Annotated in this window: 9 protein-coding genes and 1 pseudogene; 2 read left to right on the top strand and 8 right to left on the bottom strand. The window is 68.0% G+C overall.

What is annotated here, in order from left to right:
• Positions 1-239: 239 nt before the first annotated feature.
• The 4 genes from ACZ6AA_RS02490 to ACZ6AA_RS02475 all read right to left on the bottom strand — a co-directional run bounded on the left by ACZ6AA_RS02490 (position 240) and on the right by ACZ6AA_RS02475 (position 5,218).
• Positions 240-1,292 (bottom strand): BMP family lipoprotein, encoded by a 1,053-nt coding sequence (locus ACZ6AA_RS02490; RefSeq protein ID WP_468451062.1) that lies wholly within the window; start codon positions 1,290-1,292, stop codon positions 240-242.
• Between the two features lie 332 nt (positions 1,293-1,624).
• The gene (locus ACZ6AA_RS02485) at positions 1,625-2,707 is read right to left on the bottom strand and encodes a BMP family lipoprotein (protein WP_468451060.1); all 1,083 of its coding nucleotides are present in this window, start codon (positions 2,705-2,707) and stop codon (positions 1,625-1,627) included.
• Positions 2,708-3,007: 300 nt separating this feature from the next.
• Positions 3,008-4,243 carry an amidohydrolase gene (locus ACZ6AA_RS02480; protein ID WP_471456598.1) on the bottom strand — a complete coding sequence of 412 codons (1,236 nt, stop codon included), beginning with the start codon at positions 4,241-4,243 and terminating at the stop codon, positions 3,008-3,010.
• 348 nt (positions 4,244-4,591) lie between these two features.
• A complete protein-coding gene (locus tag ACZ6AA_RS02475; RefSeq protein WP_471455830.1) occupies positions 4,592-5,218 on the bottom strand; it encodes a hypothetical protein in 627 nt (208 codons plus the stop codon).
• A 469-nt stretch (positions 5,219-5,687) separates the two neighbouring features.
• Between ACZ6AA_RS02475 and ACZ6AA_RS02470 the strand changes: the two genes are divergently transcribed.
• The gene (locus tag ACZ6AA_RS02470) at positions 5,688-6,776 is read left to right on the top strand and encodes a glycosyltransferase (RefSeq protein ID WP_471455828.1); all 1,089 of its coding nucleotides are present in this window, start codon (positions 5,688-5,690) and stop codon (positions 6,774-6,776) included.
• 813 nt (positions 6,777-7,589) lie between these two features.
• On the opposite strand, the gene ACZ6AA_RS02465 is transcribed toward ACZ6AA_RS02470, so the two are convergent.
• Positions 7,590-8,147, bottom strand: coding sequence for a hypothetical protein (locus ACZ6AA_RS02465; protein ID WP_471455826.1), 558 nt, complete (start codon positions 8,145-8,147; stop codon positions 7,590-7,592).
• A gap of 366 nt (positions 8,148-8,513) precedes the next feature.
• On the opposite strand from ACZ6AA_RS02465, the pseudogene ACZ6AA_RS02460 reads away from it, so the two are divergent.
• Positions 8,514-9,050, top strand: a pseudogene (locus ACZ6AA_RS02460) (tyrosine-type recombinase/integrase); the annotation flags it as partial.
• An 84-nt stretch (positions 9,051-9,134) separates the two neighbouring features.
• On the opposite strand, the gene ACZ6AA_RS02455 reads toward ACZ6AA_RS02460, so the two are convergent.
• From ACZ6AA_RS02455 to ACZ6AA_RS02445, 3 genes are all read right to left on the bottom strand, one after another.
• On the bottom strand, positions 9,135-9,449 hold the full coding sequence (locus ACZ6AA_RS02455) for a hypothetical protein (RefSeq protein ID WP_471455824.1): 315 nt from the start codon (positions 9,447-9,449) through the stop codon (positions 9,135-9,137).
• A gap of 92 nt (positions 9,450-9,541) precedes the next feature.
• The gene (locus ACZ6AA_RS02450) at positions 9,542-16,504 is read right to left on the bottom strand and encodes a polymorphic toxin-type HINT domain-containing protein (protein WP_471455822.1); all 6,963 of its coding nucleotides are present in this window, start codon (positions 16,502-16,504) and stop codon (positions 9,542-9,544) included.
• Between the two features lie 106 nt (positions 16,505-16,610).
• Positions 16,611-20,225 (bottom strand): LamG domain-containing protein, encoded by a 3,615-nt coding sequence (locus ACZ6AA_RS02445; protein ID WP_471455820.1) that lies wholly within the window; start codon positions 20,223-20,225, stop codon positions 16,611-16,613.
• Between the last annotated feature and the right edge of the window lie 145 nt (positions 20,226-20,370).

The raw sequence follows: 20,370 nt of genomic DNA, 5'->3' as shown, positions 1-20,370 counted from the left end.
CTCTCCTGAAGGAAAAAGGAAAGGGGCCGGACCCGCACACGCGGTGTGTGCCCCTGCTTCACGCCTCAGTTGCCACCGGACGGCCGCCCGAGCTCACGGAGCACGACGCCGTCTGACCGTCGTACGCCGTCAACTGGGGTGCCGGGCGCGGTGGTTGAGGCCCTGGCCGCGCGAACGGGGCGCGAGGAGGCCGTTGCGCCAGTGTCCTCACACCCCGTTCCGCCGCCGTAACGGCGCCATTACAGCGCCGTCTTGACCTTGATCTTGCCGCTGGTGATGCCCTGCTCGGCCTTCTTCAGGGCGGCCTGCAGGTCCTTCATCTTGGTGAACTCGGGGTTGGAGTCGGCGAGGCCGACACCGCCCGACTTGAGGTCCGCGCGCACGACGCCGCCCTCGGCCTTGTCATCCTTCACCGACTTCACCAGGTTGTACACCGCTCCGGCGACGTCCTTGGTGGCCGAGGTGAGGATGTACTTCTTGTACTTGTCGAGCGCCTTCTGCTTGTACTGGTCGGAGTCGACGCCGATCGCCCAGACCTTCTTGGCGGCGGCGGCCTCGATGACGCCCTGACCGGAGAGACCGGCGGCGTGGTAGACCACGTCGGCGTCGCCCTCGATCTGGCCGCTGGCCGCCTCCTTGCCCTTGTCCGGGCTGGAGAAGCCGCCGTCCTCGGCCTTCTCGGTGAGGAACTGGCGCTTGACCTTGACCGACTTGTCGGTGTCCTGGACGCCCTGGACGAAGCCCGCCTCGAACTTGCGGATCAGCGGGTTGTCGACACCGCCGATGAAGCCGACGGTCTTGGACTTGGTGGCCTTCGCGGCGGCGACACCGGCCAGGTACGAGGACTGCTCCTCGTTGAAGACCAGGTCGGAGACGTTCTTGGCCTTGATGGTGGCGTCGTCGACGATGCCGAAGGTGACGTCCGGGTTCTTGGCCGCGACCTCCTTGATGGCGGGCGCGTAGGCGTAGCCGACGCCGATGACCGGGTTGTAGCCCTGCTTGGCCAGCTCGGTGAGGCGCTGGACCTTGTCGGCGTCCGACTCGCCGTCGGTGGGCTCGACGGCCTTCTTGCCGACCTTGAGCTCCTTGGCCGCGCGGTCCATGCCCGCGGTGGCGGCGTCGTTGAACGACTGGTCGCCCGCGCCGCCGACGTCGTACGCGATCGCGACACCCTTGCTCTTGCCGTCGTCGGTCTTGGCGGCGTCGCTGGAGGTACCGCCGCAGGCGGTGGCGGAAACGGCGAGAGCGGCGGTCGCGGCAGACGCGAGCGCTATTCGGGACACCCGGCGCATAGAGACGAACTCCTTATGTACAAGGACGTGAGTACGGACGCGGCTTGCGGACCTGGGGACACACGACGAGCCACGTACGTGCAGTGCGCCTCACCCGGCGCTGATTTCGCCGCAGCGTAACGCGCGTAGACCTGACATAAGAACCCTTCTGTCCGGTCCGTTATCGAGCTGTGGCCACCAGGCGTCGGGCGGGTGACGGCCGGGTGCGGCGGCCATCGGAGGCCTGAACTGCGGCGGATTCACCGGGGCCCAACGGGTTATACGTACGACTCAAGGACGGGTGTCCGACGTCGTTATACGTACGACGTCGGACACACCACACAAAACCCGGATCAAGGCCGGGTCTTGACCGTCACCTTGCCCTCGACGATGTCCTTCTTGGCCTTCTCGACCGCAGCCACGACGTCCTTCATGTCCCGGTACGCCGGATTGGCATCGGAGAAGCCCACGCGCCCGGACTTCAGGTCGTAGCGCTGGGTGCCGGTCATCGGCTTGCCCTCGACGACCGACTTGGTGAGGTCGTAGACGGCGCCGCCGACGTCCTTCAGGGCGGAGCCGAGGATGTACTTCTTGTACTTGTCGAGCGCCTTCTGCTTGTACTGGTCGGAGTCGACGCCGATCGCCCACTTCTTCTGCGACCCGGCCTCCTGGATCACGCCCTGCCCGGAGAGCCCGGCCGCGTGGTAGAGCACGTCGGCCCCGGCTTCGAGCTGTCCGCTCGCCGCGTCCTGCCCCTTGTCGGGGCTGGCGAATCCGCCTTCCTCGGGCTTCTCCGTCAGATACCGCTTCTCTATTTTGATCTTCGGGTCGACCGACTTCACGCCCTGCACGAACCCGGCCTCGAATTTATGGATGATCGGGATGTCCACGCCCCCGATGAATCCGACGTGTTTGACCTTGGTCGCCTTCGCCGCCGCGACCCCGGCGAGATACGAGCCCTGTTCCTCGTGGAATACGAGATCGGTCACGTTGTCGGCCTTGACGGTGTCGTCGTCGATCAGTCCGAAAGTGATCTTCGGATACTTCTTCGCGACTTCCTGCACGGCGGGCGCGTACACGAATCCGACGCCGATCACCGGGTTGTAGCCCTGCCGGGCCAGGGTCTCGATGCGCTGCGTCTTGTCGGCGCTGGACTCGCCGTCGCCCGGCTCCATGGCGATGCCGCCGATCTTCAGGTCCTTGCGGGCCCGCTCGTAGCCGGTGAACGCGGCGTCGTTGAAGGACTGGTCGCCCCGGCCGCCGATGTCGTACGCGAGGCCGATGCCCTTGGCGGAGTACTTCCCGTCGTCCTTCTTCCCCCCGTCGTCGTCCTTGGCGGCATCGCTGCTGGTGCCGCCGCACGCGGAGGCCACGAGGGCGAACGTCGCCACCGTCACGGCCACTTGGGAAATCCTCGACACTCGACGCCGACGCATAGGACGCACCCCTTACGTTTCGAACGTTCCCCAACGCACCGGTGACGGCGCTGATTTCGGCGCACATTAACGCGCGTAGAAAGGGGAGGGAACGGTTTCGGCGGTGGCCGTTATCGATTCGTGGCGGGGTGGGTCGGGCCCTCGAAGGGTGGTACGGGTTACGCCCGCGTAAGGGGAGTTACGCGGGCGTGGGGCCGGGGGTGGTGGCCCTGATGCGGAATGTGTTGCGCCGTCTGTACCGAACGCGTCGCCCCGTTGTGCGGAACGTGTCGCGCCGTCTGTGCGAAACGTGTCGCGCCGTTATGCGGAACGCGTGGCGCCGTCGATGAGGGCTGCGGCCGTGAAGAGTTCGACGCCGACCGTGATCGCGTGTTCGTCGGCGTCGAAGTCGCCCTGGTGCAGATCACGGGTGCCGCGCTCGCCGGGGGTGCGGACGCCGAGCCGGGCCATGGCGCCGGGGACGCGCTCCAGGTACCAGGAGAAGTCCTCGCCGCCCAGGCTCTGCTCGGTGTCCTCGACGGAGGCGGGGCCGCGGCGGGCGGCCATGGCGTCCCGGAGCAGGTCCGTGACCACCGGTTCGTTGACGACGGGCGGGACGCCGCGGACGTAGTTGATCTCCGACTTGGCGCGGTAGAGGTCGGCGATCTCCTGGATGGCTGCGTGCACGAGGTCGGGGGCCTGCCGCCAGGCCGCGAGGTCGAGGCAGCGGATGGTGCCGGACAGCTCGGCGTGCTGGGGGATGACGTTGCAGGCGTGGCCCGCCTCGATGCGGCCCCAGGTGACGGCGAGGCCCGAGCGGGCGTCGATGCGGCGGGCCACCAGGGCCGGGACCTCGGTGACGACCTTGGCGGCGGCGGTGACGAGGTCCGTCGTCAGATGCGGCCGGGCGGTGTGGCCGCCGGGGCCGTCGAGGGAGACCTCCAGGCGGTCGCAGGCGGAGGTGATGGGTCCGTGCCGCAGGCCGATGCGCCCTGCGTCCACGCGGGGGTCGCAGTGCACGCCGATGATCCGGCCGACGCCGTCGAGCGCGCCGCACTCGATGGCGTCCGTGGCGCCGCCGGGCAGGACCTCCTCGGCGGGCTGGAAGATCAGCCGCACCGGGTGCGGAAGCAGCCCCTGCTTCGCCAGCTCGGCGAGGACCAGTCCGGCGCCGAGGACGACGGTGGTGTGCACGTCGTGGCCGCAGGCGTGGGCGCGGTCGGGGACCGTGGAGCGGTAGGACACGCCCGTCTTGGTGTCCGGGATGGGCAGGGCGTCGATATCGGCGCGCAGGGCGAGGACGGGGCGGGCGGCACCGTCGGGGGTACCCCCGATGTCACAGATGAGTCCGGTGCCGACGCGTAGGACGCGGGGTTCGAGCCCCGCTGCCTCCAGGCGGGCCTTGAGGGCCGCGGTCGTGCGGAACTCCTGGTGGCCCAGCTCCGGGTGCATGTGCAAGTCGCGACGGAAGGCCACGAGTTCGGCGCGCAGCTCTTCTGGCAGCGCGCCGGGCAGATCTCCGGGCGGCACGGACTCGGATTCGGACTCGCGGGACATCAATTGGTTCACCCTGTGAAGGGTAAGGCGACCGACGGGTCAACTAAGGCTCGATCAACAAAAGTTCAGCCAGATTGAGGTAAGAAAGCTGGCCGCGTGCGCATGTCCGGCTGGTACGGCGGGTATGAAGAATAGTTACCTCCGCTAGGCGGAGAGCGATCACCGCAGGTCAGGTGGGTCCACCTCTGGGTGTGGGGTCATCCTTGCGACGTAGGGCGCCGGAAGATCGCGCCAAGCGGCTGACGGGCAGCCGACGGGAACGGCGCCGCCCCTCCCCTGCCGAGGGCGGCGCCGTCGTCGTTCACCCGCGCACGGATGTGCGTCTACTTACCGGTTACGGGCGAACTCTTACCGGTGACCGTCGAACTTCCAGATGTACGGCTCGCCGTCCTCCTTCTCGGCCCAGTGGACCTCAAGGCCCTTGGAGCCCTTGGGCACGAGGTAGGTCTCGCAGAGCACATGGCTCTCGCCCTGCTTCCAGCCCTCGATGTCCAGCGGGTCGTCGCAGCCGGGCGCGTCCTCGGAGGCACCGATGACGAGGCCCCCGCGCCGGCCGTCGGCCCAGATCTCCGTGGTGTCGGCGGCGTCGGGGGTCTCCTTCACGACGCCGCCGCCCTTGTGCGTGAACTTCAGGTGCGCGACGGCGGGGACGAGCCCCTTGGCCTTCTTCGGGTCCCGCACCAGCTTCTGCGTGTCGGCCTCGGTCCCGACGTCGACCTTCTGCGCGACGACTTCGTACGTGACGGGGGTGGTCCCCTCCTTCACCTTGCCGGTGGCGCTCTTGCCGACGCCGAGCGCGCCGCCGCCCGGCTTCTCCCCGGCGGGCTTCTCCTTCGAGTCCGCCACCGGGGCCTCGTCCTTGGATTTGCTGTTCGACTTCTTCGAACCGCCGTCGTCCCCTCCGCACGCGGTGAGCGTGAGCGCGAGGACGGCTGCGGGCACGCCGAAGCGCAGGATGTTCTTTCGGAATAGCAAAGGTGGCTCCTGGTACGGAAACTGAGTGAACGGCAAGAGTAGGAGCCCTTAGTACGGGGAGTCCAGGCACCCCCCTACCTGTGACGCAGACCTCCCACTTGACGTACGCAAACACCGACAGAGAAGACGAGTTCAGACAGATGTGCCGGAAGTAGCCACCCCGCACCGCCATCTGACGAACCATTCGCCAGGACAAATCAGCAACGATGCCCAATCCTCCCCGCCCGACGCTCCGAACGTAGGGAGTGGCGGCTCGTCACCGGGCCCTCTGGCCTTCCGGGGCTCTCCCGGTCCCCGGAAGCGGTCGGCGCCACCCTCGCCTCCCCGCGGGGGGGCGCCGACCGACTCCCCGCGCGCGGGCCGACGGACGCACCGGAACCGTGAATTCCCACCCATTTACGCCCCGCGTTGACACCCACGCCTCCCCGTGAATTCACTTTCCCCATACACAGGGAAAGATCAGGGGCCAATGATGAAGATTGAATTCCTGCTCCACAACGCGTACGGAATCGGCGGCACGATCCGCTCCACTGCGAACCTGTCCGGCGCGCTGGCGGCAGCCGGGCACGACGTGCAGGTCACGAGCGTGCACAGGGTGGCGGAGAGACAGGAGTTACCGTTCGACCCGCGCGTACGCCTGCATTCCCTCATCGAGATGCGCACGGACTTCCCCGCGCACCAGGGCGACCACGAACTGAATCAACTCCCGAACACCATGTTCCCGGAAAAGGGAGTGGATTTCGGCCGCCTGCACTACACGGCGCTGCACGACCAGGTCATAGCCGAACACCTGAAAGAGTCGGACGCGGACGTGGTGATAGCAACACGCCCGATCCTCAACGGCTACCTCCGCATCGGCCAGGAGCACCTTTCCCCCGACGCGCACAGCGACCAGCTCCGCGGCGACCAGAACGCCGCGATCGCCACCGGCCTGGACGCGTTCGTCACGGTCTCCGAGGCGGACGCGGCACTGTACCGGGCGGCACTCCCCGACGTACGCGCGAAGATCCTCTGCATCCCGAACGGCGTCACCGCCCCTGCGGTCCGGCCGTCCTCCCTCGACTCCAAGGTCGTAGTGGCGGCGGGCCGGCTGGTGGCGGTGAAGCGGTACGACCGCCTCGTCGCGGCGTTCGCGAAGGTGTCCGCCGAGTACCCCGACTGGAGCTTGCGCCTCTACGGCCGCGGCCCCGAACGGGCCCGCCTGCGCCGCCAGATCGACGAACTCGGCCTCTACAACCAGGTGTTGCTGATGGGCCCGGCCGCGCCCATCGAGACGGAGTGGGCGAAGGGCGCCATCGCGGCGGTCTCCTCCGACATGGAGTCCTTCGGCATGACCATCGTCGAGGCGATGCACTGCGGCGTCCCGGTCGTCACGACGGACTGCCCGCACGGCCCGGCGGAGATCGTCTCGGACGGCGCGGACGGGGTGCTCGTGCCGTTGGAGGGCGGGGTGGAGGCGTACGCGGACGCGTTGAAGTCCCTGATGAAGGACCGGGACCTGCGCGCCCGCCTGGGGTGGCGGCGCGCGCGAAGGCGGCGACGTACGTGCCGTCGGTGATCGCGCGCCGGTACCTCGGCCTGATCGAGGAACTGCGCCCCGCGCTGCGACCGACGACCGCGCCCTCTCGCCCCCGCCTCGCCGCGCGAATCCGCACGGCCCTGACGGGCCCAAGCCACACCACAGCCACCCCCAAACCCGCCCCCTCCCCTGAGCCGCCCCTGTCCCCCTCCCCCACAGCCTCTGCCCGCATCACGCCCACCGGGGACCTGGCCGTAGTCCTGGCCCCCGCGACCCTCCCCCGAGGCCCACTGGGTCTCCTCCTACGCAAACGCGACGACTACCTGGCCCTGCGCACGTGGCTCCGCCCGGCACACGCGGAGGTGGACCAGGTCCTGATCGACGAAACGGGGGCCACGGTGACGGCCCACCTCCTCGGAAACGCCCAACTTCCACCCGAGGGAACGACGGTGACCCTCCCCCCCCCCCCCCCCCCGCATCAAGCCCCCCACACACCCCACCCACCCCCGACATCACCGTGCCGGCCCACAACCTCACCCCGACCCACTTCCACTTCACGATCCCTACGCCGAAGCACAGACCCACCACGGCACGGCGGACCACACGATCTGGGATGTCCACGTACACACCACGGCGGGCCGGATCCACCTGGGCCGCATCACAGGAGACACAGTCGAACGCAAGAAGACGGACACGTACCCCGCGACGGAGCTCCCCCACGCCCACCCCACCACCACGACCCGCCTGAGGCCCTACTACACAGCGACCAACGCCCTGCCCTTGAGCGCCCGCAGCGTCCCGTACACCCAAGACGCACCTGGCAGGGCTTCAGATTTGCCTGATGGAGGCGAATCAACCTGAGCGCGAGGAATCAACGTCGACGCCAGCCGACGGTTCCTGGCCCCAAAGATCGGGCGACAACAGCGACGGCCCGACGACGGCATGAGCACCACTTAGATAGAGAATCCATCTCAATTCATCGCAGGCGAAGACGGGTTCACCCAGAGAATCTACCCACACTTGAAGTAGGTTTCCGCCAAGCAGAGTCACATCCCACCATTTCCAATGCCTCTGCTTCGGCTCGAACGCGAAGAGAAGATCCTGGGTCGTCCACTCCTCTTCACCACGATGCAGGGAGTACCGAAGACGGGCATCCCGGCGCACCTGAGAGAAGTCGTCACCGCTGACCCAGTCCGGAAGGGCATCCACTGGAAGCTGATCCAGTTCGAACAATTCTCCGTTCCGGGACATTTCAACCCCGGCTGCTACGAGCTCTCGAACGCGGCGGGCGAAGCTCTCCGCTTCCTCCCATCGTCCAACTTCCACATGAAAAACCGCCAACGCCCCAGCTGACGACACCGCAGGGCGGGCCCAGAGCCGACCAAGCTCTCCCTCGGATTTTTCCGCCATCTCTCCATCACCTGCGACTTGCTCCAGAGACCGATCACGACACTCTCCCCGGCCCTGGAATCATCACACCCAAGAGTCCGGGGAACATCTCCAATGGAAGCTCATACAAATCTGCCCCCTTACCTGGATCGTCAAACTGCGGGCGCCTCCACGAGAAGAAGTTCCACTGCTGCCCATTAATACCAGATGGATGACGCTGGGGGTTGTTGCCGTTAGCTACTGCCATCATTCGATTCAGCCCAGGTACGGCTTCTCGCGGTATTCCAAGAAGTGATCGAAAGGCCCCCATCACCGAGAGGACCACCTGCGCCAAGGAGTGAGCCCGAAACCCTTCACGCTTTAGCGGCTCCACCCATCGGGCATGATCAACAAGACCTCGACCTCGACGGCGGCACCGCCACCATCCACCGCTCCCTCCAGCGCACCCGCAGCCAGGGCCTGACCGCCCTGAACACCAAGACGCTCGCTTCCGAACGCCGCATCGCCCTCCCCACCGAATGCATCAGCTCCCTCAAGATCCACCAGGAACGGCAGGAGGAAGAGCGCCAGGCGGCCGGAACAGGCTGGATGGACACCGGGCTCGTCTTCACCACCACGAAAGGCAAGCCGCTCGACCCCGGCAACCTCACCCGCCGCTTTCGCCGCCTCCTCCACAGCGCAGGACTCCGAACCATCCGCTTCCACGATCTCCGGCACTCAACCGCGACCCTGCTCCTGGAACAAGGCGTCGACCTCGTCGTCATCAAGGAGCTGCTTGGCCACGCCCACCTCGGCGTCACCGCCGGCGCCTACGCCCATGTGCGGCTGCGCCTCCAGCGCCAGGCCATCGACACCATCAACGACGCGCTCAGCGCGACCAACAGCGCCCCTGAAGACCCGTCGACCACAGCAGCCGTCTGCTGACGTCGCCGTCAGCGCTGCCGCCAATCCGCACTGATGACCCCATCGGAATAATCCGGTGGGGCCATCAAATTCACCCAAGGTGAATCAACTTCGTTTCATGCGAAACAGTTCCCTCATTGCCGCTAGTTGGTCTTCTAGCGTTGCGACTTCGGAACAGTCTGCTGGAGCGAAGATATCCACGAGATCGTCATCAGAGAGTTCCTTTCCGGCTTCCAACGAGTAGGCCAATCGCCCTTCCGTCATCTGCCTCGCCATCCCCGACGGGAAGACATTCAATCTCACACCCTGGCAACACAGGAGCAGCCCCATGGCTTCGAGATCGCGGCGGGCTGATTTGAGACACTCCACCAAATCAACCTCTTCATAGACTCGCTCAAACTCTTCATCGGTCAATCTCACCCGAAGAGTCGAAGGCAGTGTAGAAATTTGGAGCAACACGTTGACTTTCTCCCCGTTTGCCCTGATTGCGGTCCGAGCCAACTCCTCCACAATCATCCCCCGCCATAGTTGGGGTTAGGAACCCTAGTTCCGTCTCGAAGTCTGCAAGCAACGATGCAACTCGTATCAACCCGCCCTGGAATTGCAGTCTCCCTTTCATGCGCAAACGGATTCCCAGGAAATTCCTTGTTCACATCCACTCCATCAACGCCGCGAATTTCGTAGACGTTTCCGCCGCGCTTGATCGCCACAGACTCTGAAGTGGTGGTGGAAATATATCCAGAGTCCCTTGAGTATCCAGATGCATGCTCCAGGAGGTCCATATTGTCGCCTCTCGGCTCAAATCCCGACTCAAATATCTCGTCCGGGCCGCGGGTGTCACTTCGGTAGAGCGGACAGGTACCACCTGAATTGTGAACGAGTACCGGTGCGTTCCCCGCCCCCACATAGTACGTATGCAGATCCGCAACCGTCAGGTTGTGGACCGTCGCCGACTGCGTCCACCGCTCGACCGCCGCGACCTGGACATACGTCCCCGCGCTGGTCCGCAGCCACTGCCCCGACCGCAGGTCGGTCGCGTCGAGCCACTTGCCCAACTCCGGGACCCAGAAGGGGTGTCCGTCCGTCGCTGTGACGGAGGCCGTCCTGGCGGACTTCTTGGGGGACTTCTTGCCGTCGACGGCGAGCGTGACCTTGACGAGGTTCTTGGGGCCCTTGCCCTTGATCTCCGCCGTGACCGTGCGGACCTTGGTCTTGCCGGTCTTCGGGTCGGTGGCGAGGACCTTGTCGCCTATGTCGACGTCTCTGATGGATTTGGTGGTGCCGTCGGCCATCAGGACCTTGGTCGTGGGCGTGAAGCTGTTGGACGCGCACGACTTCTCGGCCGCGTCCTCCAGTTTGTCGGCCTTCTTGTCCAGGCTGCGCCACTTGCCGTAGCTGCTCTTGAGTTTGCCGAGCAGGCCCCAGACGCGTTTGGCGAGTGCGATGCCCTTCTTCCAGTTCCACACGTACTTCTTGGCGAGTTGGCCGATCTTCGCGCCGATCGCGCTCGTGACGACATTGAGGATGGTCGCCCCGCAGGAGCCGAGGCTGCCCGTGCTGAAGCAGTCGAGGGCGTCCGTGATGCCCAGCTCGTCCTGGACGATCTTGCCGAGTTCCTTGGCGGCCAGGACGGCGCGGCTCTGCTCGACGTTGGCCCTGGTGCGGACGATGACGGCTTTCCGCTGGGCCGGTGTCTTGTCGAGCATGTAGTACTTCTTGTAGACCGGCGTCGGCTTGGAGGTCCAGCCGCCGTTGTCCTTCAGCCGGCACGAGACACCGATGAGGGCGCACTCGTCGGGCTTCTCACCCGTCGGGTCGGACATCGTCACCGGGCTGTTGTTGGCGTACGCGTACCCGTTGATCTGCTGCGGATCGTTGAAGTCGATCAGCGGGTCGGCCGAGACGAAGCGACCGTTCTCGGGTTCGTACTCGCGGGCCCCGATGTGGGTCAGCCCCGTGGACGTGTCGACGGGCTTGCCGAGGAAGCCCTTGTCGTCCACCCAGGGATCGGTCACACCGGCGTCGCGCGCGTTGCCGAAGGGGTCCATGCGGCGCCGGGTCACGGCACCGGACTGGGCGTCGACCGCCGCGAGCGACGTCCCGTGGTGGTCGCCCGCCAGGAACTGCACGCCCTTCGTCGTGCGCATCGCCACCGTCTGGCCGGCGAAGGAGTAGTAGCGGGTCGCCCGCACCGCGCGGGTGTCGGTGTTCAGGCTGAGTTCCATGCCGGGCAGGTACAGCGTCTGCTCGCCGGGTTCCTTGCGCAGCAGGCGGTTGCCGCCGGCGTCGTAGGAGAAGGCCGAGGCCTCCGCGTCCGGCTTCGCCGACTTCGTCAGCTTGCCTTCGGCGTTCCAGGTCAGGTCCTGTGTCGTGCCGTTGAGGACCCGTCGGCGGGTGTTGCCCGAGGCGTCGTAGGCGAAGGTGTCCTGCGACTTCACGGCGGGGCCGCTGCCGCTCGCCGGGGTGTCCGTGACGACCTTGGTGAGGGTGTGCGGGCCGCCGTTGCCGTCCGCGTCCTTGCCGTAGGTGTACGTCCGCGTCACGTCGGGCTTGCCGCCGACCCCGTGCAGGACCTGCTTGCTGCGGTTGCCCGAGGCGTCGTAGTCGAAGTCCTGCCAGTAGGCCCCGGGGCCGCCGAGGGTCGGCGCGCTCGGGTCGTCCGCGCACGCCTTGTTCTGCTTGCCGGTGCCCGCGGCCTCGTCGGCGGCGTTGGCCGTCGCCCAGGCGGACTTGAGCCTGCGCTGCCAGTCGTAGCGGAAGCACTGGACGTCCGCCTGGCCGCCCGTGGGTGTGTCGGCGACGGAGGTGACGTTGCCGGACGCGTCGTACGTGTAGTCGGCGTCGTACGTCACCGCGTCGACGCCCGAGACGTCCACCCGGGAGTTCGAGAGCCGGTCGGTGCCGCGCTCGCGCTCGTAGGTGAGCCAGGTCTTCTTGCCCTCCGAGCCGCCGATCGTGCCCAGCTCCAGCTGCTGGAGCTGGGAGGTCGGGGCGTACGAGGCCTGTCCGACGTACGCCCCCTGGCGCTTGCCGTCCAGGGTCGACAGGAGCTGGGTCGGGCGCTGCAGTTCGTCGTAGGTGTAGGTGAGCGTCTCGGAGCCGAGGCCGCCCGCGGCGGGGACGCTCTGCGACTGGACGGTGCCGTCCGGGTTGTACTGGGTGCCGAACTCGTAGGTGCCCGCGAGCTCGGCGGCCGTGTCACCGCCCAGCGCCACCTTGGTCAGCGTCGGCTGGTACAGCTCGTCCAGCTGGACGTTGAGCGTCGAGGTCTGGACCTTGCCGTTCTCGTACTTGTACGTGCCGTACGGCTGGCCCTTGGCGACGTGGTCGTACGTCGTCGCGGTCAGCTGGGTGCCCTCGTCGGGCTTGCCCTCCCAGGTGGACGTCGGGCGGCTCAGCTCGTCGTACTTCGTGGACAGGCTCTTGCCGCGCATGTCCGTCGTGGAGACGAGCCGGTCGAGGACGTCGTAGGAGTAGGTGGACTGGCCCGTGTCCGGGTCGGTGGCCGACGTCTTGCGGCCCCGCTGGTCGTATCCGTACGACCAGGAGTTGCCCGCCGGGTCCTCGACGGACTTCAGCTGTCCGGCCGGGGTGTAGGTGTAGGACGTGGCCTCGTAGTCCGCCGCGGTGCCCGTGGGCACGGGCTTGTCGCCCTTGTAGCGGCGGATCTCGGACGTCCTGCCGCGGCCGTCGGTGACCGTCGTGGTGGGCACGGCACCGGCCGGGGGATCGACGTGGACGCGGTCGCCGCCGTAGGCGTACGTGGTGCGCCACTTCTCCTCGTCGGCGACCTGGAAGATCTCGGCCGTCTTGCGACCGGCGCCGTCGTACCGGGTGACGGTCTGGCCGTCCACCTCACCGGTGGGCTTGAAGATCTCGTCGCTGGGAGCCTTCTTGGTGTAGTAGTCCGTGGCCGTCTCGACGACGTTGCCGAAGGCGTCATGGCGCGTGTCGGCGACGATCCGGCCGCCGCCCGGGCCCTCGGACTGCTGCTGACGGGGTCTCAGCATGCCGTCGTAGAGCGTGTACTCGGTGCCGTAGGACGTGCCGTTGTTCTCGATCTTCTCCGTCTTGACCGCGGTCGGGGCGTTCTGGCGGATCAGATAGCTGTACTTGATCGACGGGGAGAAGTCCTTGTCCCTGTTCCGGTCGGGCATCCACACCGAGGTGAGCCGCCCGAGGGCGTCGTACCCGAGGTCGCTGCGCTTGCCGTTCATGTCGATCTGCGCGGACGGGGACCCCCAGGAGCGGACGTACTCCGTGGACACCTGCCAGCCCAGCGGATTGGTCTCCGTCTGCTTGGTCGTCAGGCCGTCGGTCTCGGTGTACTGGAACGTGGTCTCGGTGCCCTTGGCGTCCTTGACCTTCAGGGGCCGCCCGAACCTGTCGAAGTCCGTCGCCGCGGTCTCCGTCACCGTCTGGTAGGTGGCGGTGGTGCCGTCGTGCTTGGACAGCCGCCGCACCTTCGTGGTGTCGCCCTTGGTGGGCGCCTCTCCCAGACCCTTGCCGTCGTAGAACGTCAGGTCGTCGGAGATGACCTGGGTCTTGCGGTCCGGCTTCGCCTCACACGTGACGGCGACCTTCTCGACACGGGAGACCAGGTCGTAGATGTGCGCGCCCTTGCTGTCCGCGAACTCGGTGCGGACGCACTGGTTGTCGGTGCCGTCGCCGACCTCACCGAAGTCGTCGGTCTCGACCGCGCGGCCGGTGGTGGAGTCGTAGCGCGTGGTGGCGGCCACCTCCTGCCACTTGCCGCCGCCGAGCGCGGTGTACGTCCGCGTGGTCTGGGGGCGCACGTAGTACGCCTTGCGGGTCCCCCAGGTCTTCTCCCGGGTCGCCGTGGTGTGGGACCACGCCGTGCTGATGCTCTTCGAGACGACCTTGTCGGCGCCGAAGCCGCCGTCGTACGTGGTCGTCTCCAGTTCCTGCCCGGAGAGCTCGTCCGCGTCGGTGTGCTTGGTGCCGGTCGAGTCCGTGACCTCACCACCGAGCCCCCGCAGGAAGACGTGCTCCGTGCGCTGGTCGGAGGAGCTGACGGTGCCGTCGGACTTGGTCACGCGGACCTTGCCGTAGCCACGCCAGTCGCTGTGCGTGCGGTACTCGTCCTTGGTGATGCCGTCGGCCTTGGCCTTCTTCCAGCCCGCCGCGCCCTCGTACTCGTACGTGCTGACGCTGTCCGGCGCGTCCGCGGCCACGTCGTCCTCGACCACGCGCTCGACGAGGTACTTGTGGAACCAGTCGGTGATCGGCTTCTCCTTGCCGGGCGGGTTCCACTTCACCGGGAAGCAGGCCGTCTTGGGCGAGTCCGCCGGGGGCAGGTCGGCCGCCGTGCACTCGGCTTTCCGGTAGACGACGCTCAGCCGACCGCCGGAGCCGTTGGCGACCGAGGCGAGGCGGAAGCGCTTCAGGTCCTGGATGGGGTCGTCCTTCTTGCGGACACGGTTGGCCAGCTGCTCTCCGCCCAGCTCGACAGAAGGGGTCTCGGCCGTGCCGGAACCCGCGTGGCCCGTCTGCTTGATGGTGTTGAGCCACAGCGATCTGGAACTGTCGCCGTTGTCCGTGAACAGGTGGCCGAGGTCCCAGGAGTCGACGTCCGCGTAGCCGTCGCCGTACCGGATCTGCGTGGTGACCTTGTTCAGCTTCTTGCGGGTCCAGAACGTGGGGCTGTTCTGGCCCTTGCACTTCGTCTCGGCCTTGCAGTTGAGGTCCCAGGGGACATCGGGCCAGCGCCCCGCCGTCGCGTCCGTGAGGTCGCCGGGCTGGCAGTCCGCCGCCGCGCCCTGGCAGCGCTCGTCGGTGTCGAACACCATGCGGGCGGCGGCGGGGGTGCTGTACACCTTCTCGTGGCGCTGACCGTAGTCGATGCGCTTGAGGTAGCCGCCGCGAGTGTAGGACTTGCCGTTCTCGTCGGTCTTCAGGCCCTGGGTGTAGTAGTTGGTCTCCTTGCCGTAGAAGTACGACATGGCGTTGCCGTGCGGGTCCACGACGTAGTCGAGGTTCCAGCGCCAGGCCTGCTTGCAGTGGGCGTTGGCGAACGTCGCGTCGTAGCAGGGCTCTTTGGCGTCGTCGCCGTAGACCGGGACGGTCCAGGTCGATCCGGTCTGTTCCTTGCCCGAGGTGTATCCGGGCAGGTTGTCCAGGCCGAAGTAGTACTCGGTGCCGTCGGTCGTGGTGACGCGCCAGTGCTCGCCGTTGTCATCGCCGTTGCCGGCCCCGGACAGCTTCTCGACCTTGCTGTTGTCGTCGCCGCTGATCCGCCACTTCTCCGTGGCGTCGTCCAGGATCAGCTCGCCGGAGCTGCCGCCGGCCAGTTGGATGGTGGCGTTGTCGTAGGCCCAGCACTGGTCGCCGTTGGCCTTGTCGTGGCCGTCGTCGGCGCACGGCTTGTACCGCCGCTCGATGAAGCCGGGCTCGTAGCCGAAGCCCTGGCCGATCCAGGAGCCCTGGTTGTTGGTCGCGCCGGTCTGGCCGTCGACGGACTGGGAGTTGTAGCCGAGCGCGACCGACGGCACGAGTCCGCCCGGGGCGGGCGGTGTGCGCAGTGGGTACGTCCAGTTGAAGGCGCCGGAGGAGTTGGAGACGCTCCACTCGGCGGACGGGGCGAGCGGGGTGGCGCCGAAGCTGCCCTGGTCGCCGGAGGCTCCCGCGGTGGCCGCGAGCACGGTGGCGGCGGACCGGTCGCCGCGTGTCCCGACCGGGACGTCGGCGCTCAGTGTCCTGGCGGTGGTGTCATTGGCGGTCCGCAGCTCGCGCGCGGTGGCGCAGCCGCTCTTCCGCGGCGTGCTCAGGGCACACTCCGGGAGCTGTACGAGGCGGAGGCGGGAGCCGTATCCAGCGCCGTACGCGTCGGCGAAGCCGGAGTAGTCGAGGGTGAGGCGCGCGACCCCGGGGCGGTCCGCTCCGTCCGTCGGTGCGCCCTTGGGCGCGTCGGACCCGCTCTTGCGTGCGTCCTCGGACCCGTTCGCCGTGGCCTTCCCCGCGGCCTTCCCCTTGGTCTTCCCGCCATCGGCGATCGTGAGCAGGACGCCGTCGACGCCCGCCGCCTTCGTCTTCCCCCGGCCGACCACGTCGACCTTGACGGTGTCCGGGACCCCCGGTCCGGATCTCGCGCGTTCCTCGGGTGGGCCGATCTTCACGGGCAGACCGGTCGCCTTGGTCGGCCGTGCCGAGGAGCCGACCGACACCGCGTCGCTTCCGGGCTTCGGCCAGCTGACCGGTGCGGGCTTGTCCACCCGTGCCTTCTCCGCCGGGTCGGCCTTGCCGCCCTCGGGCTTGAGGTCCGTGCCGGGCACGGGCTCGCCGAGGTCCTTCTGGAGGCCCGGGCGGGTGCGGCCCTTGTCGTCGGCCGCCGCCTGCGGGACGTACTGCGGGAGCAGCCCCACGGCCAGGGAGACGCCGAGGGCGAGGACCACCTGACGGCGTGCTCCTGGGTGTGCGGACCAGGAGGGCAGGCGGAACCGACGGGACGTAGACATGTCATCACTCCGGGAAGGTCGCGGAAGCGGAAGAGAGGGGTGTCAGCGGAATGCGCGGCGGACGGGGCGGCCGGTTCTCGGTGCCGCCCCGTCCGGCTGCCCGCGGCTACGTCACCGTTCCGTCCAGGTTCACGCCGGACTCCAGGCGCGCGACGGTCGCCACCAGGGCTTCGTCGAAGGCCCCTTCGAAGACCCGTACTTCGTCGATCGCGCCGGAGAAGTACTGCGATCCCGAGGTCGGTCCCGAGCGGCCCACCTGCACTCCGGCCGTGGCGAAGTCCCAGTCGTTGGGCCACTTCACGACCTGGTCGGTCCACTGGCCGTTCACGTAGAGCCGGACCTCTTCGAAGAGCGCGTTGTAGGACAGCGCCAGGTGGTCGCCGTCGCCCGAGCTGCTGGGCTGGACTCCCTTCGCGGTCACCTCCTGCTGGGCCGCGTCCGGCTTGTCCTTCTCGGTCAGCCGCAGCTGCCAGCGACCGGAGTCCTTGTCGAACCGCACGGTGGCCGCCGAGCCCTCGGTCCCGGGCAGCGAGAACACCGTCTGGTCGGCCGTGGCGTCGGGCGAGGCGAGCCTGGCCCGCGCCGTGACCGTGAAGCTGGCCTTGGACTTCAGGAGTCCGGCCGGGCGGCTCGCGTACCCGTCCTTGCCGTCGAGCGCGAGATGGCCGTCGCCCCACACCGGCTGCTCGGCCGGCTTGCAGTTCGGGTCGAGGACGTCGCAGGAGTCGTCCGCCTGGTAGACGGACGCACCGCCGCGCATCGTCAGGCCCTTGCCCCCGGACCGGTCCGGGACCACCCCGCCCGCGGACTCGTCCATGTCCCAGTAGGCGCGCTGCAGCGGCGGGATTCCGCCCAGGCTCTGTGTCTCACCGGCGGAGAGGACCCGGTCGAAGGCCTGGACGTCCGCGACGGTTCCCTTGAGGTGCGCGGTGTATCCGTCGGGCTCCAGGGCGCGCCCGATCTGCAGTGAGCCGGTCGCGTTCCAGGTGGTCGGGCGTTCCTGGATGTCGCCCTGCACGAGCGTGCCGTTGACGTACATGCGCATGGTCCCCGGGGTTTTGCCCTTGACCTCGTCCTTGTCGTAGACGCCGACGAGGTGGGTCCACTCGCCGGGCACGGGCCTGGGTCCCTGGACCTGCCACGAGATCATCGAGTCGATCTCGCTGTCGGGTGCCAGGAAGGACCAGCGCTTGGACGTGGCGTCGTAGCCGAGCGAGAAGCCCGACTGGGCCGTGCCGTCCTGGCTGATCACGCTCATCGAGCTCTTCGGCAGCTCGGGGAGCTGCACCCAGGCCGCCACGGAGAACGTCTTGTCCGTGTCGACGACGTGCTGACCGGTGTTGAGGTAGGCACCGCTGCCGCCGTTCAGGGTCGCCGCCGTGCGCACCGAGCCGTGCGGGCCGTCCTCGCCGAACGTCACTCCCGGTCCGGCCGTCGCCGCCGGGGTGCCGTCGTTCCCCGCGGCCTGCTGGGACCCGACCGGGTCCGCGAGGGCCCAGGCGGCCTTGGCCGAGCGGCCCTTGGCGACCCGGAAGCGGTAGGACTTGGTGATGTCCTTGCTGTTGCCCGCCCGGTCCTCCGCCCTGACGAACAGGGTCATCGGGGCCTCCCGGCGCGGCATCCAGCGCACGGTGACCGGTCTGCCGGGCGCGCCCGGCGTGACGGTCCGCTCCTCCTCGCCCGTGAACTGGTAGCGGTACTTGACCACGTCGGTTCCTTCGGAGTGCAGCTCGAAGGTGCCGTAGTCGCCCACGCCCGCGTGCCACTTGTCGTCGTTGGGGTACTTCTCGGACTTCACTTCCGGGGCGTCGGGCTTGGTCGAGTCGAGGATGAACTCGCACCGGGTGCCGGAGCCTTCGTGGCTCCACGGCCCCCAGGACTCGTCCGATCCTTCGATGTCGTCACCACCGCGCACCCACCATCCGATCACGGTGTTCTGCGGCAGCGTGAAGGAGCCCGTGCCGTCGCCGGGGATGTCCTCGCCGACCTTGTAGTCGAACCCCGCGACACCGCTGTTGCGGCCGCGCTGCGACACCGACTGCTTGTAGCCGGTCGTGACGACGTGCTTCTTCTCGGCGCCGTTCTTGTCCGTCCAGAAGATCTCGAACTGGGCCCTGAGCTTCTCCGAGTTGCCGTGGGCGTCACCGTGGTCCGGGTCCCAGATGTCCACGGACAGCGTCGGTGCCTTCTTCGTGTAGTGCTTGGCGGCCTCCCCGTAGGCGCACTTGCCTCCGGGGTCCATGGACAGGTCGTCCATCTTGGGCTGGTAGGGCGCCCTGTTGTACGTGACCTCCAGCGCCGCGTTGTTGCAGAACCGCTTCCACGACACGTACGAGTCCTCGCTCGCGGCCTGCAGCCCGAACGTGGTGGTGTCCCAGCCGCTGGACGCCGCCTTCTGCAGGGTGCCCTTCACGTTGAACCGCACGTTCTGGTTGGTGGCCGAGCAGGAGCCGGTCGGGTCGGTCGGCGACTCCGACGTGATGTGGTCCTTGCTCGACGGCCTGTTGGACCAGTTCGTACGGGAGTTGATGGCGCTGCCGCCGGAGCTGTTCACGCGGTGCAGCTGCACGGAGCGCGCCTCGCTGTTGTACGTGTGCACCAGCGTGATCGCGAACTCGGCCTTGAGGATCCTCTTGTCCTCGAAGCTTCCGGTCGGCATCGCGTAGTACTGCCGCTGTACGTCGTCGCTGCCGGTGCAGCGCACGGAGAAGTTCGCCGGGCAGCGACCGACGCCCTTGCCGGACTCGACGCCGTCGTCGGAGTTGGGGAACTTCCAGCCTTCCAGGCCGGGCTTCGCGGACGACACCCAGGTCCACGCCGTGCGGCTCTTCGTCCGCGCCACCGGGTCGATGACCACCGGGAAGCGGGTGTGCTCGCCCCTGAGCAGCTTCATGTCCGGCTTCAGGGTCATGACGTCGCGCCGCAGACCGAGCGCGACATCCGCGACCCGGGCGCCGTCGCCCGGTACGGCCTGCGGAGCCGCCGCCGCGCCCTTGTCGCGCCCCGCGGCCCGGCTGTCACCGCTCGAGTCCCACATCACCGGCTGCGGGGCCTCGAAGACCGTGCCTCCGGTTCGTCCGTCCTTGGCGACCAGCCCGCCTTCGGCGTCCCTGCGGACGTCGACGCCCCGGGCATCGACGGGAAGGTTGATGGCCTCCAGCTTCGGATCAGCCGCCGCCTTCGCGGACTTGACGACCAGCAGATGCGCGAAACCCTCGGGCTCCGCGCGCACGACCAGGTCGACGTCCGGCAGCACCGCGCGGTACGTGGCCGTGGCGCCCTCGACGTCGGGCGCGGGCAGCTTGCCGGGCCAGGACAGGGAGAGTGTCCGGCCGTCGCGCGCCATCGTGGCGAACGGGCCCTCCCCACCGCCGGAAAGGGTCACAGCGATGGGCGTGGCCTTGGGGGCGAGGGCGCCGTTCGGCTGTTTGACCAGCGTCGTGTCGATGTCGGCCCACGTGCCGCCCTTCCGCGTCCGGACGGGCTGCGCGAACTCCTTGACGGTGAAGGTGCCGTCCGGGTTGGCGAAGGTCTGGCCGCGTTCGGTACGTCGGCCGAGGACCTCGACCCGCTTCCCGGACGCATCCGCGCGCCGTGCGGCCGCGTCGTCCGTGAACGCGGTACGCGGCGCCTTGTCCGTGGCCGCGGGCGGCCGTTCGGACGGTGTCACGGCCGCCGCGGGCAGTCCGGTGACCCCGGCCGCAAGGACGGATGTGATCACTCCGGCCACCACGGCCGTTCTTCGCGCACGCCGTACTGCCCTGCTCTTCACCATGCCCCCTGGTCCCCCTGCTGCCCCTGCTGCCCCTGCGTCGAAGGCCCCGCTCGCGTCGCGGGCGGAGTCGGCCCGCGCACCGTGGCGCGTG

The sequence above is a fragment of the Streptomyces sp. NPDC040610 genome, assembly GCF_055594065.1.
The sequence above is the reverse complement of the archived record's forward strand: the minus strand, read 5'-3'. Positions and strand labels throughout refer to the sequence as shown.